This window comes from Alteromonas sp. MmMcT2-5 (genome assembly GCF_022348315.1).
Taxonomy (GTDB): Bacteria; Pseudomonadota; Gammaproteobacteria; order Enterobacterales; family Alteromonadaceae; genus Alteromonas; species Alteromonas macleodii.
The window spans coordinates 18917-36460 of record NZ_JAKRFB010000044.1 but is presented as its reverse complement, the minus strand read 5'-3'; the positions used below and the strand labels follow the sequence as shown (position 1 = coordinate 36460).

General features: G+C 43.7%; 17 protein-coding genes and 2 pseudogenes. 11 read left to right on the top strand and 8 right to left on the bottom strand.

The genetic code is table 11. The features are described from left to right. The first annotated feature begins 123 nt into the window (after positions 1-123). Together MHN09_RS16345 and MHN09_RS16340 are read left to right on the top strand one after the other, a co-directional pair. Complete coding sequence (locus MHN09_RS16345; protein WP_239241449.1) at positions 124-558, top strand: hypothetical protein; 435 nt, start codon at positions 124-126, stop codon at positions 556-558. Between the two features lie 308 nt (positions 559-866). After that, the gene (locus tag MHN09_RS16340; protein WP_239241447.1) at positions 867-1460 is read left to right on the top strand and encodes an inovirus-type Gp2 protein; all 594 of its coding nucleotides are present in this window, start codon (positions 867-869) and stop codon (positions 1458-1460) included. 204 nt (positions 1461-1664) lie between these two features. Here MHN09_RS16340 and MHN09_RS16335 read toward each other — a convergent pair whose 3' ends face one another. Continuing rightward, positions 1665-2096, bottom strand: a complete 432-nt coding sequence (locus tag MHN09_RS16335) for a hypothetical protein (RefSeq protein ID WP_239241445.1) — start codon at positions 2094-2096, stop codon at positions 1665-1667. A gap of 169 nt (positions 2097-2265) precedes the next feature. On the opposite strand from MHN09_RS16335, the gene MHN09_RS16330 reads away from it, so the two are divergent. The 6 genes and pseudogenes from MHN09_RS16330 (at position 2266) to MHN09_RS16305 (ending at position 6266) form a co-directional block, all read left to right on the top strand. Next, positions 2266-2442, top strand: coding sequence for a hypothetical protein (locus tag MHN09_RS16330; protein ID WP_239241443.1), 177 nt, complete (start codon positions 2266-2268; stop codon positions 2440-2442). A gap of 27 nt (positions 2443-2469) precedes the next feature. Next, positions 2470-2700, top strand: a complete 231-nt coding sequence (locus MHN09_RS16325) for a hypothetical protein (protein WP_239241441.1) — start codon at positions 2470-2472, stop codon at positions 2698-2700. A 355-nt stretch (positions 2701-3055) separates the two neighbouring features. Next, entirely contained in the window at positions 3056-3631 is a 576-nt protein-coding gene (locus MHN09_RS16320; protein ID WP_239241439.1) for an ABC transporter ATP-binding protein, read from the top strand. A gap of 37 nt (positions 3632-3668) precedes the next feature. Next, a pseudogene (locus tag MHN09_RS16315) lies at positions 3669-3872 on the top strand (DUF3526 domain-containing protein); the annotation flags it as partial. A gap of 44 nt (positions 3873-3916) precedes the next feature. After that, positions 3917-4081, top strand: a complete 165-nt coding sequence (locus MHN09_RS16310) for a DUF3526 domain-containing protein (RefSeq protein WP_231514277.1) — start codon at positions 3917-3919, stop codon at positions 4079-4081. Further along, positions 4071-6266, top strand: a complete 2196-nt coding sequence (locus tag MHN09_RS16305; RefSeq protein ID WP_239241437.1) for a TonB-dependent siderophore receptor — start codon at positions 4071-4073, stop codon at positions 6264-6266. The genes MHN09_RS16310 and MHN09_RS16305 overlap by 11 nt, the downstream gene beginning before the upstream one ends. An 82-nt stretch (positions 6267-6348) precedes the next feature. On the opposite strand, the gene MHN09_RS16300 is transcribed toward MHN09_RS16305, so the two are convergent. Both MHN09_RS16300 and MHN09_RS16295 read right to left on the bottom strand, forming a co-directional pair. Further along, positions 6349-7575 carry a hypothetical protein gene (locus tag MHN09_RS16300; protein WP_239241435.1) on the bottom strand — a complete coding sequence of 409 codons (1227 nt, stop codon included), beginning with the start codon at positions 7573-7575 and terminating at the stop codon, positions 6349-6351. 246 nt (positions 7576-7821) lie between these two features. Beyond that, positions 7822-8781 carry a LysR family transcriptional regulator gene (locus tag MHN09_RS16295; protein WP_187447254.1) on the bottom strand — a complete coding sequence of 320 codons (960 nt, stop codon included), beginning with the start codon at positions 8779-8781 and terminating at the stop codon, positions 7822-7824. Positions 8782-8969: 188 nt separating this feature from the next. Between MHN09_RS16295 and MHN09_RS16290 the strand changes: the two genes are divergently transcribed. Then, positions 8970-9800, top strand: a complete 831-nt coding sequence (locus MHN09_RS16290) for a DUF4437 domain-containing protein (protein WP_049586677.1) — start codon at positions 8970-8972, stop codon at positions 9798-9800. A 117-nt stretch (positions 9801-9917) separates the two neighbouring features. On the opposite strand, the gene MHN09_RS16285 is transcribed toward MHN09_RS16290, so the two are convergent. Further along, entirely contained in the window at positions 9918-10724 is an 807-nt protein-coding gene (locus tag MHN09_RS16285) for a DUF3307 domain-containing protein (RefSeq protein ID WP_239241434.1), read from the bottom strand. 50 nt (positions 10725-10774) lie between these two features. Next, complete coding sequence (locus tag MHN09_RS16280) at positions 10775-11521, bottom strand: hypothetical protein (RefSeq protein ID WP_239241433.1); 747 nt, start codon at positions 11519-11521, stop codon at positions 10775-10777. A gap of 302 nt (positions 11522-11823) precedes the next feature. Here MHN09_RS16280 and MHN09_RS16275 point away from each other — a divergent pair. After that, positions 11824-11991: pseudogene (locus tag MHN09_RS16275) on the top strand (DNA/RNA non-specific endonuclease); the annotation flags it as partial. Positions 11992-12080: 89 nt separating this feature from the next. On the opposite strand, the gene MHN09_RS16270 reads toward MHN09_RS16275, so the two are convergent. Next, positions 12081-12545: an EVE domain-containing protein gene (locus tag MHN09_RS16270; RefSeq protein ID WP_039229574.1), complete on the bottom strand. Its 465-nt coding sequence runs from the start codon at positions 12543-12545 to the stop codon at positions 12081-12083. Between the two features lie 254 nt (positions 12546-12799). On the opposite strand from MHN09_RS16270, the gene MHN09_RS16265 reads away from it, so the two are divergent. Further along, a complete protein-coding gene (locus MHN09_RS16265) occupies positions 12800-15142 on the top strand; it encodes a YgiQ family radical SAM protein (RefSeq protein WP_239241432.1) in 2343 nt (780 codons plus the stop codon). A gap of 106 nt (positions 15143-15248) precedes the next feature. Here MHN09_RS16265 and MHN09_RS16260 read toward each other — a convergent pair whose 3' ends face one another. Both MHN09_RS16260 and MHN09_RS16255 read right to left on the bottom strand, forming a co-directional pair. After that, positions 15249-15668, bottom strand: a complete 420-nt coding sequence (locus MHN09_RS16260) for a hypothetical protein (RefSeq protein WP_239241431.1) — start codon at positions 15666-15668, stop codon at positions 15249-15251. Next, positions 15668-17332 (bottom strand): S41 family peptidase, encoded by a 1665-nt coding sequence (locus MHN09_RS16255; RefSeq protein WP_239241430.1) that lies wholly within the window; start codon positions 17330-17332, stop codon positions 15668-15670. The genes MHN09_RS16260 and MHN09_RS16255 overlap by 1 nt, the downstream gene beginning before the upstream one ends. Between the last annotated feature and the right edge of the window lie 212 nt (positions 17333-17544).

Below are 17544 nucleotides of genomic sequence, written 5' to 3'. Positions count from 1 at the left end.
ATTTTTGATCGGATAACGCCGAAATAAGCGATCGGATTAGACCGAAATCACTGATCGGATTGAACCGAAATGGGTGATCGGAATGGGCCGGAACATGCAAAAATCAGGCCTGAGGGGGAAATTATGGAAAATGTTATATTTACATCCTCTCAAAGAGACCTACCGCCGCTCGATAGTTCAGCTTACAGACTTCTTCAAATATTGGCAGATGGGAGAAAGTATCCACGAGACTATTTATGTTCACAAATTGGAGGAGGTTTTCGAGCCTACCTTCAGCAACTGAAAGGTGACAAGTTTAATTTTTGGCTAATTCATACTGAGATAGGTGTTCATGCTGGTAGAAAGCAAAATTTCTATTGGCTGGATGAGCGCCACTTTTCTCAAGATTGGGAGCTTGATAAAAACGCGAGGATAATTTCAAAAAAGGAATACAAAGACCGTTCTTTTTCAGTTGCTAAATTAGCTCTCAGGAGGGTTGAAAAAGCTCGGGAAGAAAAAGCAAAAGCTGACGAAGAGTACTTCAAAACAATTCTGAGTAGAAAGTCTGCTAAGGGTTAACCAAAGCAAACTTCCATTGGTATGCTGGTGGTTCAAGTTTAGCGGCTAGGCCACCAGCTAACGGTGTAAAGTATACACCAAAAAAACGAAACTGTTTAGTTAGTGGCCGCAAACTCCAAATCCTTTGATATATAGCGCCTGTCATTATTGGTCTACATTCATAGGTTTTTGACCCCTAGAAATTTAAGCCTAAACATTTCAGCTTGTTTCTATTGGATTGGTGTCAGGTACGCAAACGCTAACATTTAGCTAGGTAATTCATATTATCTATTAGCTTTAAGCAGTGCTTTTACTGGTATAAATCCAATATGAGACACGCAACAAATAATGACTTTTTCACAGTCGGTAGCTCAACATATCGCATATGTCAGAAACCTAAAAAAAGAGGTATTGAAACTCACGCACTTAAGCAAGTAGTTGGGCAAGTCGAGTCGATGCTCAGCTATCACAGTAAGTTGATCGTAATAAGGTTTGATTTAAAGGTTTGGGAATTCACACTCGACAATAAAGACATTACAACTTTCAACCGACGACTTTTCAAATGGCTGAAAAGTCGTTATGAACTTAAGCGTATAGGCTTCGTGTGGTGCCGTGAAATTGAAAAAGCAAAAAAACAGCATTATCACTACGCACTGATTTTGGACGGCCACAAGGTCAGACACAGCGAGTTAATCATTAATAAAGCGAAATCAATATGGGAGCAATTTCAAAGACACTTGTATGTACCAAAAAATTGTTATCATCCAATTAAGCGTAATGATTTTAGTTCAATACAGGGAGCAATTTACAGGTTGTCTTATCTAGCAAAGGCAAGAGGTAAAGGTTACAAACCGGCGCAAACTAAAAACTATGGTACCAGCAGGATAGAACACAATGACAAGAGAAGAACAGCACCAGCATAACCAGAAAGTTATTGCCGCTATACCAACACTTTTTGTTGGCAGGTATTTCGCACCATCATATAAAACGACCTGCGATTTTATCAACCGTCACTACCGCACCAGCAGAGGAAACCCTTGGACTCCAAAACGATTGTTCAGAATGCTACAGCGAAATGGACTACGAGGGCTAAATGGCTTATTCAAAATTCATAATGAAGACAATCGCTATAACTGATTTTTTAGTATTTTTAACTCTTCGTCATTAAGTTTCTCGATGCTAACAATGAAGTCGTTACTTGTAATTACAGGGTGGTAAAAACTGCTACCAGGGGCGCTTCTTTCCCTGACCCAAGCGATACTTTTTAGAAATTCCCTTCCATGAGCAATATCGGAACTTAACTTAGCTCTATCGTCATTCTCGTAACACCGTGATTGCTCATCCGTCATCGGTTCAATATCCAATACAATTTTATGTCCGAATTTACCCAGATTATTATTCAACCTATCTAGAAAGTATCGAACGGAATGCCAACAATCAAGACCATACCAATCTTTTTCTTCTTCACACTCAGGGTTATCATTGCGAGTTGAGATAATTTCCCTTTTAGCTGAATCAAAAGATAAAACTGAATCAGACGTATGATATAAAATCCACATAAAGCCTTGTCCATGTTACTACCAAACAGTTAGAAGTATGGTCATTTGGTATTTTCACAACAACCGCATTGAAGAAAAAATAAGCCCCACTTCTGGACAACAGGACAGTAGTAACTTCATTTCAATTACCATAAAATTTGATTACCATTAAATTAAAGAGGCTAAGCTGGTGAAGGAACAAAATTCGCCATTACGAACCAATATTAAGTATATGGAACAAGCTGAAGTTCTTCTGAGTAACCTATTGGCCTTAAAGCATCAGGAAGAGGATAGATTTACAATTCCTTTTGACGATGTCATTGTGACTATTGAAACCGCCGTACACTTATTAATATTAGATGAATAACTCTTTACCTCAATTCAAGGATAAATCATGAAAGCGATACGATTTCATTTATTAATTTTCAGTACTGTATGCTTACTTTGTGGTTGTGGTGACGAATGGTCATGTGAATCTAATGGGAAAAGTCTTTATTCTAAAAATTCTTCTGGTGAAATTGGAAGTGCTGATAAAGGCTGTAGTTGTGATGACATTTCAGAATGGCAACTAAAACAATACGGAGAAATAGATAGAGCAGCATTAAGTAGAGATTTTGGGTGTTAGATTTTGAGCAGATAAGGGGTAAAAGTTCCCACTATAAAAAGGGTATTTTCAGACAACTACGCGCGCGCGTGAGCAAGTAGCGCATGGTTTAAGTACCCTATATGGAACCCTAACAATAGTCCGTAAATTAATATCTAATTTAAATTCAATTAATTAATCATCAAGTTCAAATCCCGCCAGCTCCACCAATTCCAAAGGCTTGCCACTCGGCAAGCCTTTTTCGTTTCAGCTTCCGAAATTTGTAAATTGTTTCTAATTAAAACAAAACACACACTACCTAAATAAAAGCTATTCCCATCTATATGGTTATATTATAACATTGCAGCACGATTCTAATGTATAGCTTCTCCAAACAATGCAAACAAATTCAGTGATATGCGCGGATGCGCTTACCGTGTGTGTTGACGATCGCACGCTTCTAGACAATCTCAATTTTAATGTAGGAAAAGGCGAAGTATTTGCACTTTTAGGTGGAAATGGCGCAGGTAAATCCACCACCCTTAAAACTTTTTTAGGCCTTATGAAGGCAAGTAGCGGTAGCGCTACTGTATTAGGGCACAATGCCTCTACCCAACCAAACCAGGTTCAAAAGTCTGTTGCCTACTTACCCGAATCTGTCACCTTATATGGCCATCTTTCTGGTTTAGAAAACATTCGCTATTTCTTGTCAGTAGCTGGAGTCGATAAGTCTGACGACGATATGTTTGCCGCACTTCGCAAGGTCGCACTTCAAGAAGATTCGTGGAATAAGGCGCTATCTAATTATTCAAAAGGCATGCGTCAGAAGACCGCAATTGCCTTGGCGCTACTGCGCAATGCGCCTGTACTGTTCTTAGACGAACCTACATCTGGGCTAGATCCAGCAGCCATCGACGAATTTAATGCGCTAGTGTCAGAACTGGCAGCGGGTCACGCAGCGAGAAGCCGTTAACAGTGCATGGGACAAACCTGTTGAACAAACATGGGAAGCGTTTATTGAAACTCACTCACAGTGGGCGGATAAAACCGACTTTGATCCACAGCGAGATAGTTCATTTAATTGGAAGTGGTATTACGCATTTCAACAAGTTGGCGACCAAACGGCAAAGGAACTTTCAGAGGCTTATCAAGCCGCCACCTTACGCAAAGATAAAATTGCAAGCTATGTTGCTCTGCTATCCCCGTCTTTGTAACGCAACGCTTATTAACGAGTGGGGCTGATACCGATGTTAAAGCCATGGTTAACTACGAAAATAATGTTCGTGAATTTCATGCGTCGTTGCGCAAATTCTACTATCATCACTTGTTTGAAGCCCCGGAGTTTTCATCGGCCAGTTTTAAACAGCTACCTCAATTTTCACCAAAAATAAGAAAGACACAGGAAAACACTAATGAAGACTAGTTGGGTAAAGTCTACCCTCGCCCTTTCTATCGCAACGCTTTTGAATGCGCCTGCAAATGCGCAAAACACTGATATTCAATCGGAAGCGGATGTAGAGAAAATTACGGTGCATGCCATGCACCGTGCGTATCAAGGAGCGTTTGAGTATAAAGAAGTGCCGGCAGCAGCGCAGGATATCGACCTTGGCCTCATCAATGATGCAGGCGCTATAAACCTTAACGACGCTTTAGACTTGTCCGCTTCGGTAGCTAGGCAAAATAACTTTGGTGGCCTTTGGAACAGCTTTGCTATTCGTGGTTTTTCAGGTGACGAAAACTTACCTAGCGGTTTTTTGGTAAACGGTTTTAACGCAGGACGCGGATTTGGCGGACCTCGTGATCTCTCTGGCATTGATCATGTTGAAGTATTAAAAGGCCCTAAAGCTGCGCTGTTTGGTCGCGGTGAACCAGGTGGAGCGGTAAACCTTGTTACAAAGCGCCCCCAGTTTCGTCAAGGTGGTGAAATTAAAGCAACTTACGGAAGCTGGTCGCAGAAGCGCATTGAGGCTGATGTACAATCGGTTGCAGGCGGTACTGAAAATGTAGGTGTACGCTTAGTAGGCTTTTATGAAGATGCTGAAAGTTTCCGCGATACAGTAGAAACTGAGCGTTTTGGCTTTTATCCATCGGTTACGTGGGAAGCATCAGCAGACACCACGGTTACGTACGAACTCGAATACACCGAGCAAAAAATTCCTTTCGACCGTGGCGTAGTGGCCATCGATGGTAAGTTGGGCCATCAGCCAATTGAAACCTTTACTGGCGATCCTAATGGCGACACCATCGATACGGAAGTGGTTGGTCATCAAATTGAGATTTCTCATAAACTTGCTGACGAATGGAACCTGCTTTTGGGTGCTGGCTTGCGCGATACCACTTTCGAGGGTAATGCATTAGAAAACAACTTTGGTGGCCGCCAAACGTTGTTTATCGATCCTAATCAAGCTTTGTTGTCTCGTTTTAAGCGCTACCGTAATTTCCAAACCGATTACTTCGTTTTACGCGGCGAAATAGCGGGACAATTCGATACTGGGTCGCTTTCACATCGCGTGATTATTGGTGCTGACTACGATAAGTTTGAAAATGACCAGATTATTCTGCGCTATCGCCCGCCATTCTTTTCAAGCGATACTGACATTAACGACTTGGACTTAGAACAGTACTTAGTGGTCGATATTTTTAATCCGGATTACTCACCACTTCCAGATGTGGAATTGTCTGATAACTTGGACCGTTTTGAAGTTCAGGAAGCGTGGGGTATCTATTTCCAAGACCAAATCAACATCACTGATAATTTCCAAGTTAGGCTGGGTGGTCGCTTCGATAAGTTCGAGCAGGAAATTGATAATCGCCTGGCGTCACCTGTAAGTACCACATCACAAGACGACACACGCTTTTCTCCACAAGTGGGTGCTGTTTATCTGTTTGATGACACCACAAGTGTGTACGCAACTTACGGTGAAGGTTTCCGTCAGCTGACGGGGTCGGATTTCGCCGGAAATCCGTTTGAACCTAACGAATCTAAATCTGCGGAAATTGGCGTTAAAGCCGATCTTACATCGATGTTTAATAATATACGGGGTGATATCACCTTCGCCGTGTTTAATATCGAGCAAAGTAACATCCTTGTTTATGATGATAGCCCTGAGGCGTCTGACGGCTTCTTCTTAACCCCCGCTGGCGAAGCGCGTAGCCGTGGTGTTGAGTTAGACATTAACGCTGAATTTGAAAATGATATTTCGCTTTGGGTGTCGTACACCTTCGTAGATGCTGAAAGTACAAACGATGCGGCGGATGCTAACTTTGTTGCAGCCATTGAATCTGGCGATCCTTTAATTAACGTTCCAGAAAACCAATTGAGCATTCAGTTGAGCAAGGGACTTATATTTGCTGATATGCCAGTACGTATCGGTTCAGGACTGTTGTATGTTGATGAGCGTTTAGGTCAAACCGCTACCGACTTCTACTTACCAAGCTACACCACGGTTCGTGCGTTTGCTGAAATAGAGCCTGTAGAAAACTTGTCAGTTAAAGTTGCAGTAGATAACCTGTTTGATGAAGAGTTTTATACTAACTCTTTCGCAGATGTGTGGGTTGAACCTGGCGCGCCTCAACGTTTTAGGCTTACCGCCGCCTATCGCTTTTAAGGTCTAGAATTTAACGTAAAAGGAAGCGGGACTTATTACCGCTTCCTTACTACGACTTTTGAATGTTTAATTTTTGTGTAAATTAAGAGTTTTGTAAAGTCTGAATCGGCTCGATGTCAGACGTATTATTCTTGATAAATGACTCTATATCGTTAATTTTCTCTTTAGAAAATCCGAGTCTTGCTTCTATACCAGTAGTTCCGTCAGCGTTTTCAATGATATCAAACTCGTTTACACCTAAGGTGCGCGAAAATGCAGTGTGAACCTGATTATTGTTGATATCGACAATTTTAATTTTCGTCGATGTTCTGTATATAGCCAGTGGACCTGACTGCGTTTGTACCCAATTGATTGACCAGAAATAGTGACTGTAATTAGGTAAGCCAAGTTTTGTGTACAGCGACTCTTTAAAATCCACGTTTTCGCACTTGTTCATCACAGCATTTTGACGTTCGCAGTTTGAGTATTCTGCAACATCCTTACCTCCTAATCCAACATCCATTGGAACGATGGTCTTCCCGTCTAGGCTAACTAAAACATAGTCATCAAACTTGTTAAGTCCAAACGTATTACCTATTTCTTTAAAGGAGTCTAGCAATCCGCCCACACTGTCGCCTTTGTCTCGAGGATCTTTCTCTAACAAAATAAAACCTGTAGATGCAGCATCGCCCTTCTGATGTTTAGCGATGTGATAGTTATCTAAGAGTGTTATATTTTTTACGTTATCATTGTCTATAAAATAGCGAAAAGCAGACCCCGGACGGCCAATAATAAAACCGTCTGAAGTAGGAATTACACTGCTACCTGTTGCAGTTTTTCCGGTAACTGTTTTTACTTCATACCGGTCACCACGCTTCCACACCGTTGCAATTTTTATAGGTGCTTCAGTTGATTTTGCTTTGTGATATTTGAGTGTAAATGAGCCATCGAAATTTTCTACCGCATAGGTAAACTCACCAGTAAACCTATTACCTCCGAAGTTGGCAACTTGTCCTTCGAAGTCATGAAACATCTTCCTATCTATCATGATGCCATCTTTCTTACGATAAAAAATCGCTGCTCCGCCGGTTTCGTCAATTTTCTGTTTTTGTGCTGTAAGTTCAGTCGCACTGATAACGATTTCCGGCTGGGGTGCAGCTTGCTGTTGCTGTTGGGCAGCAACAGGTAAGGACATGCCTTGAATTTTCGCAAGAAACGCTTGCTTCATTTGGTTCGCCATTGCCTGCTCTTCTGGCGAGGGTGGTGTACTACCACACGCAGTAAGAAGTGAAACTGCTAATAAAGATGGAACTAATAGTTTTGCATTCATGTGTTTTCTCTGTTTTTCGCTTTAGCTAAAATATTTAGAACTGAAGCTTTTTTATGAAAACAAAGGATTGCACATGACGAGACTTCACCATGCCGTCCTGCATAGTTGAGTGTACTATTGAAATGTCGCAATCCCTTGCGAGCACTATTAAAGGATATTCCAGTCTTTTTTTCAATTATAAGATTCTGTTTTTAGTTTATTTTTTAGTCACTTAGCATCGAAACAAATGAGTATCTAAAAACGAGCTCAAATTTCATTGGAGACAGGCCACTCTCGCTCCGTCAAAATATATGTATTGATAAGACGTTGACGCTTACTTTCAATAACCTGTTTTAGTTCATCTCTAATTAATCTTACCGCTGGCGTAATAAGATGCCGGCTAGGCAGCATGAGCCACATTTCAGTTAGCGGTACGTGGTAACCAGTCAAAATACGCTGCAGCTTTCCGCTCAGTAAATCCCCCGCAACGTCTATACATGACTTTTTAGCGATCCCCTCTCCATCTACGCACCAGCGCCGAACAATATCACCGTCATTCACAGCGCGATTACTGTTCACTTTCACTTTAACTCTCTCGCCCTCGTTGATAAGTTCCCACGTATTGTGGGTTTGGTCGTAGAGCTTATAAAGAAGTGCGTTGTGCTGCGCTAAATCAGTCAAAGTTGTAGGCTCACCGTTTCTTTCTAAATAATCGGGAGACGCGCAAATCACATGCGGAATATTGCACACTTTAAAACCATACATCTGCGATTCTTTAACCGCTTCTTTTGTCATGGCTCTAAGTGCTACATCTACACCATCGCGGTAGAAGTCCACCCGACTGTCGCTCACATGTAATCGCAATGAAAGTTCTGGATTTTCGCGTTGCACTTTATTTAGCAGTTCACGCATTAAGTTGCGACCCATTTCCGAAGACATCGCCATGCGAAGCTCACCATGAATGCTCTGCTTCTGCTCTGTCACTAGTGCAAGGCCCTGCTGTAAGGTGTCGAGTGCCTGCTTTGCCATAGGCAAATACTGCTCTCCTTCAGGTGACAATCGAATTTTGCGTGTACTTCGCACAAATAGCGCTACGCCAAGCTGCTCTTCTAAACGTTTAACCGCCATACTTGCAGCAGATGAGCTAATATCAAGTTTTATCGCAGCAGTGGTTATCGAGCCCACTTCAGCCACCTTTACGAACACAGACAGGTCTTCGGTTTTCATACTTCCCTCAACGTTTATTTCACTCTTTTGATTTCAAGGCGAAAAAGACAAAGCAAAATTGATCACCTCTATTATCCACATTTTCAGGAAAGTCTTTATTGATTTTGGTCGTTTATGAGACTTATTCGAAATAATAGACTGTGCCTGTCTGTTAAATAAAACCTACGACCAACAATTAGGAGGTTTGAATGAAACCAACGAAACGAAACAAACTTACAATAGCATCGCTATTATTGAGCACCTGTTTTCTTCTTGTACCCGGCGCACAAGCACAAGACAAAGTTATTGCAGCTAAAGATGTCGAATGGGGTTACTTGAACCCAGCCCGTGGCGACAAAAGCCCCGGGGCAGCAGACTTGTGGGGAGACAGAACAAAAGACACGGCAACGGGGATGTTAGTGCGATTTAACAAAGGCTTTGAATCGCCACCGCACATTCACAACATAACCTATAGAAGTATTGTGATTGAAGGTGAAATGCACAATGACGATCCAAACGCAGCAAAGATGTGGATGCCAACAGGTTCGTTTTGGACTCAACCTGCAGGTGAAGATCACACCACTGCGGCAAACGACAAAACCAACCTGATTTACCTGGAAATTGATGAAGGCCCATACCTTGTAAAGCCATCAAAAGAACATTTTGACAACGGCGAAAGGCCAATCAACGTTCACGCAGACAATATGGTGTGGCTGCAAAAAAGCGACCTTGTAAATATAGCGGCCAACGGTGTTTCTGTTGCCTATTTGTGGGGCGAGACAAGTAGTGTATACGGCACCCTTGTCAAGCTTCCAAAAGGATTTAAAGGTTCAATAAAATCTAATGGTGATGAATTTAAGGCAGTGGTTATCAAGGGAAGTATCAATTATACCCAAAACAATCCCCCCAGACAGATTGAATTAAACGCAGGAGGTTACATTGAATCATCAACTGCCGCACACCATTCTGTTGAAAACGCAAACCAAAGCGAAACCATTGTATACGTAAGAACGTCGTCAAAATTTAGCGTTACAGATTAGTACGCTTTTTTCAGCTCACTTACGCGGGGCATTTCCACGCTTGCTTCGCGTATTTTCTAGGTATTCAGCAATCATAGTCAACAAGCCTTTGCAAAAGCAGTACGTTAAGGAGGTTTGCTAAGACTTTATGGGTAATTGCCCTAATGCCGCTGCGCATGCCAAGCCAATGGCAAACGTCATCGCCACACTGGTGAAGGTGCCCAAAAGTACATATTCAGTTAGCTTTCTGTCTTGGTGTTTAGTGAGGTCGCCGAAGCGAAATATAGATTTAGCCGCAATAAGAAAACCTATGGCAGAAAATTGATTTAGCAATACAAAGGTAAGCATGAGCACACGCTCTAAATAGCCAATTCGTTGACCTGCCAGTGATAAAGTTTGTCGTGCCTCTGTACTTATTGTCGGCGGATCATTGGGGTGAGAAGACGGCATTTTGTTAGCTAATACTTCATCGCTCCAAGGCGACAGCAGCTGTTTAATAATAACTGAACTGGGCTTGAGTACCGCCAAATAGGCCAAGACCACTAATAGGTGCGATGTACCTACCTGCTGAAGTAGTCCCACTGCCTCGTGCCACTGATTAGTGGCATACAAAAATACGCCTAAGATCACGACAATGTGCGCTATTTGATCGACAACAAAAGACGTAGTGTTTTGCTTACAATACGATTTAATAACGTCAATTTTGAAGTGAGAAACGGCGACTACAATTGCCCCAATACCTATACTTGCGATACTTATCGTTGATGAAAACAAGAACATTGCTGCTGCCGCAAGTATACCGTGTATGATTGCGTGTAGGTATAAGGGCAAAGCCAGTGCGTGTCGTTCGTTTCTTTGCTGTACCCAGGTAAACGGTTGAAAATAAAAGTCTGCTAATAGATGCGCTAACACAAGTGCCACCAGCAGTTGAGGTTCAGCAAGCATGTGGCTCTCCTATCACAAGCATTATGTTTTTTGTATAACCCGTCATCACGTTAGTCTTCCTTGGTCAATTGTTCCGTTTTTAATGAGGTTCCATCTTGAACCCATAAAATGAGCGCTCTCTCCATATAGTCGAGATATTCTGCTACCAGTTTGTAGTTACTGGCATTGAGGATTCGACTTACATTGCTGCGATTTTTATCTAGTATGGCCGCTACACTTTCATGGCTCTTATCCGTGGCTTCAAGATACGCGAGTAAGGTTTGCGACTGGGTTTGTGTCAGTCCATTGATATGCGCGTCGGCAAAACGTGTTAAGAGCTGAGTTTTGTCGTCGAGTGTTTGTTCACCGCTACAAAAAGTAAGATGGTGCGGCTTTATGTTATCTAACCCTCGTCCTGACAACACAAATGCGTCTCCAGTCCCAGTTTTTACTTCTGAAGGGCGAAATTGCGCTTCTCCCACAGCAACACTCATTCGCACGTCTACACCTGAAGCGTGCGCCTTAAGTGCTAGCCGCAATCCAACTGCGGCTGCAATGCTATGCTGTGGTTGTGCAACAACTAGCTGGAATGCGTCTCCTCGATAAATATCAAAGTCTCCGCCGTAGTACTCGGCGTAGTATGTTAAACGCTCTCTCAGCGTAGCAATTATCTCTCTGAATTCAGCATCAGAATAAGACTGAGAGTTGGAGACGTCACCGGTAATCACACCAGCGCGCTTTTTTGTATTACTTGTTAAAGCACTCTTTCTTGTCATTTCACTATGCGCCGCGTTGTCTTTTCTGCTTTCAATAGACACTTTTTTCGGTTCAGGGGTCCACTATGACACGCTACTACCTCAAATTCAAAAACAATCACACAGCAAAATGTGATTATTATTAATCACAAAACCACACGTGATTGAATTGGGTAACATGAAGCAAAACATGCTGCACAGAGCAAACGTAAAAGCAGGTGAACGGGCGAGCCTAAGGCTAGGCTATCACTAACATAAAGCCAAGGCATTATAAGAAAAGCCACTGTAAATCACGTTCACACTAACAATTTGCGCATTTAACGCGTTTGCTGATAACTGTGTTTACAATTGGTACTGACCGCGGCCACCAAGGTCCTTAGGTGGATCTAGAAAATGCGGTGCGTGATGTGGTGAGAACTGGGCAAGACGTTTATGTGGTTTCTGGACCGTTATATGAGTCGTATTTCGCTACTCTGCCAGAGGCAGATGAGTCGCACAGCATTCCTAGTGGATATTTTAAAGTCGTCATTACCGATGTTAACAGTTAGCGCATAGCGATAGCCCTTATATTCATCTTTTGCAAGCTAACAAGATATGACGGCTACGCTTTTTAGCATTTAACTTACTGTTTGGCAGCAGCATACAGTTGCTGCCATTCAGCCTCTTCTACAGGCATGATTGACAGTCTTCCACCTTTTTTGACCAATGGCAGTTCAGTAATACCGTCCATCGTTTTAATCACTGAAAGCGGCAGAACGCTTGAAAATTTCTCTACAAATTTCACGTCAACGCGATACCATCGGGGGTTATCCTGACTTGATTTAGGGTCGTAGTATTTTGATTCAGGGTTAAACTGCGTGGTGTCCGGATAGCCGTCTCTTACCACTTCAGCAACTCCTGCAATGCCGACCAGCTTGCAACTTGAATGATAGATAAATACTTTGTCACCCCGTTTAACGCCGTCTCGTAAAAAGTTACGCGCTTGGTAATTTCTTACGCCGTCCCACGGTTCCGTTTGTTCTGGGCGGTTTGCCAAGTCATCGATTGAAAATGCATCAGGTTCTGTTTTAAATAGCCAATACGCCATAGTCGTTGTTAATTCTCTTCGTTGTAAATAGACAAGCCTTCCATTCGCTAAATGCGGGCAATTGACGTGCTTATAAAAACCTGCGCTCACGGCTAGCTTTACAGCTTGTTGATTTAAGTGAGTATACAAAGCTCTTTAATTTAATGACAGTGCTATACCTTAGCTTGGCCAACACTGCTATAATTACGCACTTATTCTGAGCTTCATCCTATTTTAAGCTCAGCAACTCCCTGATTTATCTAGATGTGATTACTATGCAAGCCACCATTAAGGCCGATCGCGGTCTGTTTTCTTACCCTAAATATTGGCCACACTGCCTGGGTACTGCGCCGTTTCTCCCCATGTCGAAGGAAGAAATGGATGCCCTTGGCTGGGACAGCTGTGACGTTATTTTGGTAACGGGCGATGCGTATGTAGATCACCCTAGTTTTGGTATGGCGGTGATTGGCCGAGTACTTGAAGCTCATGGTTTTCGCGTGGGTATTATTTCTCAGCCAGACTGGACCAGCAAAGACGATTTCATGAAGTTGGGTAAACCCAACCTGTATTTCGGCGTAACAGCCGGCAATATGGACTCTATGATCAACCGCTACACGTCTGACAAAAAGCTTCGTCACGATGACGCTTACACGCCAGGCAATGTAGGTGGCAAGCGCCCTGATCGTGCGGTTACCGTGTATTCACAGCGCTGCCGTGAAGCGTTTAAAGGTGTGCCTGTTATTGTTGGTGGCATAGAAGCCAGCTTACGTCGCATTGCGCACTACGACTATTGGAGTGAAAAAGTACGCCGCTCTGTACTGTTCGATTCCAAAGCGGACATGCTCTTTTTCGGTAACGCCGAACGTCCTCTTGTTGAAGTCACTCATCGCTTAGCGGCAGGTGAAAATATTGCCGATTTGCGAGACATTCGCGGTACTGCGATTATCGTTAAAGAAGCCTTACCAGAGTGGCAAGGTGTTGACTCGACCTCTCTAGACAGGCCCGGCAAGATAGACGCCATTCCAAGCCCCTACCAGATGGAGCCCGAGTGCGATTCGCAGGATAAAGACACCAAAAGCAGTGAAGCGCCAGAAGCTGCGCCCATTGTTATTCAGCCTGCGCAAAAAGAGAAAGAAAAGCGTAAGCCTTGGGAAAACGTGTACGTTAAGCTACCTGCGTACGAGACGGTGAAAGACAACAAGGTGTTATACGCACATACGTCGCGTATTTTGCACCAAGAAACCAATCCTGGTTGTGCTCGAGCCCTCATGCAGCGCCACGGTGACAGACACATTTGGATTAACCCACCGGCCATGCCGCTTGAAACCGAAGAGATGGACGCGGTATTTGATTTACCCTATCAGCGTGTGCCTCACCCTGTCTATGGCGATGCTAAAATCCCTGCATACGACATGATCCGCTTCAGTATCAACATTATGCGCGGATGCTATGGTGGCTGTACCTTCTGCTCTATTACTGAACACGAAGGGCGTATTATTCAAAGCCGTTCTGAAGACTCTATTATTCGAGAAATTGAGCAAATACGCGATACGGTACCGGGCTTCACTGGTGTTATTTCAGACTTAGGCGGCCCGACGGCGAACATGTATCGCCTGCGCTGTAAGAGCCCTAAAGCAGAAGCTACATGTCGTCGGCCGTCTTGTGTGTACCCTAGCATTTGTGCGCACATGGATACGGACCATAAGCCAACTATCGATTTGTACCGCCGTGCTCGTGAGTTGCCTGGAATTAAAAAGATATTGATTGCGTCAGGCGTGCGTTACGACCTAGCAGTAGAAGATCCAGAGTACGTGAAAGAACTGGCCCTTCACCACGTAGGCGGCTACTTAAAAATCGCTCCAGAACACACCGAAGATGGTCCGCTTTCAAAAATGATGAAACCGGGCATGGGCAGCTACTACCGCTTCAAAGAGCTGTTTGATAAGTACTCACAAGAAGCAGGTAAAAAGCAGTACTTAATTCCTTACTTTATTGCATCGCACCCGGGTACCACCGACGAAGACATGCTAAGCCTTGCGATTTGGCTTAAAGAAAACAAATTTAAGCTCGATCAGGTACAAAACTTCTATCCGTCGCCAATGGCAACGGCTACCACCATGTACCATACCGAGGTGAATTCCCTTCGCAAAGTCACTAAAGACAGTGAAGAGGTGCCTTCTGCAAAAGGTGAAATTCACCGTCGATTACACAAGGCGATGCTGCGTTATCACGACCCGAAAAACTTTGCGCAAATTCGTGAAGCCCTTACGCGTATGGGGCGTGAAGACTTAATAGGCCGTGGCCCTCAGCACCTTGTTCCGCCAGAAACGGCAGATGAAAAACGCCAAAAAGCGCAAAAAGGCCGTCGTGGTGAACGCGCACTGACCAAACATACTGGGCTTCCTCCTACCTTTCAGGGCAAGAGCAGCAAAGGCGGTAACGGCGTAAATAAGAGCCGACGTAATTCCAACGCTAACAAACAAGGTCATGGAAACACAGCACAGCAGCGTAACGACACCGGCGGGAATAAGAACAGAGGCAACGCTTCGAAAGGAAATAATAGTAGTGGCAACAGCCGCGGCCGTACGCAAAAGCAGCCAAGTATGCACAAACGATAGCAGCACAAACGATAGAAACAAAAACGCCCGGAGCTTGTAAACTCTGGGCGTTTTTTTAAGGCCTATTGTCAACGATGACATTGCGCTTTCGTCGATTTACCTCGACTTATGCCTCGTCCACTATATAACAGGTCACATTTTCAAGCTTAGTAAGTTCCCCACTTTGGTCGTTACGCAACACGCACTGTTCACCATCACTTAGCAGCGTAAAACTATAAACAGGGTTGTCGTGCCTTCCGTCAATAGGTAATCCCCTACTATCAACCTTTGCTTTACGCTCAATCGTAATGCTCGCGGTTTGACTGAATGCATCATCGGCTATCGTTATGTTAAGACCATCAAACCAGTTGCTGATCTTACTTTCAATAGTTTGCTTTTGACTCACACTAATGGATTTGATTATTGCCTCGTGTAACTCAGCCTCCTGTGTTGTCGCGCATCCGCTCGCCGAGAGCAAAAGTATGGCGAGAGGTGCAGCTAGCAGTCTTCCTTTTAGCAGTTTTCCTTTTTTATTAGGAAGCGACATTACTTGCGCTCCTGAATAACAGGCTGATTTATTTTGTTGTGTAAAATAAAGTTCTCTTTGCGTTGTTCAGGCTTGTCGATAGAAATGAGCTTTTCGCCACCTAACGCACTTTGGTTACTGCGCAGTGCTTTGACATCCGCCACGCCGTTTGACGTGACAACTTCGGGACATGAGCCTGTAGCAGCATATTCCAATGCAGCTGACAGCATCCCTTCATTTGGATCACCCAAGCTTGCGGTAAAGTCATCTTCAACTTCACACCCCGGCAACTCAAAATCGAAATTAGGCGTGGTGGTAGGCATGAAACCATCAGCATAATCACCAAACCCTTTGTTATTCACCCCTTGGAACTGGATAGTAAAGTAGGTCTCACCGCAATTGTCTGTTGGGTAGAACCCATACGGCTTACCACAAGTAGTAGAGCCAATTTGCACTACTTCTACATCAATACCACGAAGTGCATTCATTACCGCTTCACTTGCTGAACATGTTGCACCCGTGGCTAAAACGTAAACCTTCGTCAGCGAAAGGCTAGGCAGAAGCGTGTCGGTAAGTTGCCCTGCGTTATAGTCAATAACATTGCGGTAAAACGGTGTTGGACGAATAGTCTCTCCGGTGACAGGGTTGGTGTTTGGGTTTTTATCGTTAAAACGCAATGTTTCAAAGGTTGCGTTATTGGTTTGGTTCGGACCCGCTATCATATAGGAAAGCTGTGAAGCTAGCGCCAAACGTCCTCCGCCGTTGTAGCGAAGGTCAATAACGAGCTCGGTCACATTTTCTTCAACAAACATATCGAACGCATCAATTAATCCTTCTTGCGCGGTAACGATAAAGGTATTGAATTGGAAGTAGCCCGTTTTGCCGTTTTCGGTATCGAGTACCTTTGCGTTTTGAACCGGCGTTACGCTGATATCGCCGGAGGTGATGTCTACTGAGAGAGTTGAACCATCAACCTGCACAAACTCAAAGCTTGTAACCGTACCTGCGTCTTCCGGAAACAGCGCAGCATTAAACGCGTTGACGCCCTGCTGCGTGTTGTCATTGACAAAGTCGACGCCGTTTATACGCGAAAGGGTCGCACCGCGAGGCACGCCAGCAGTAGCTGCCGGTGAACCCGGCTCAGTGAATCGCACTGTTAGTTCTCTCGGCACGGTTGTTGAACCAAATTCCCAATCAAAACCATAGCCCGATGAAATCCCCGATTGAGACAGTTCGTTATATTCGGCAGTGTCCTGTGAAAAGTGGAAGTTATCTTTTGGCGTACCGCTTGGCGTTAGCTCATTCGTTTTAAGCTGATCAAAATATCCCAACACTGAGAAATTTGCAGGGTCATTGTCATCTACTTCGTCGTACCACAAGTAAGTGTCATTAGTCCAAGTACGTAGCCACAGCTTTTCATCCATAGCGGTACCTTGTGTATCTGGGTAAGCCCTATTAGTAAAAGGATCAATACCACTTCTAGGAGTTTCACATTTCGCTAGATATTGAGATTGCGGTTCATACACTCCCGCTTCCCACTCTGGCTCTGTTGTTACAGGTGTCGTTGGCGTGGTAGGCGTTGTCACCACAGGAGGGGTATTAGACGAGCCTGAGCCACCTCCACATCCAGCTAGAAGAGAAATCGTGACTGCAAGTGCAACAGAAGAATACGTATACGCTTTCATGATTTAGAAAATATCCTTTTAAAACGGCTAGCCCAAAACTACTAAACTTGTGCTAAAAACAACTTTTATTAGCATAGCCGATAGTGACATATCCTTCTAAGCGTAACTACATAACAAAAGTTTAAAATGTTTCGAAATGTAAGAAAACGTGTTGCAGAGTTGATGAGTAAGTTTCATTCGTGACGCGTATCGCTCTATCGCGGTAGAAAAGA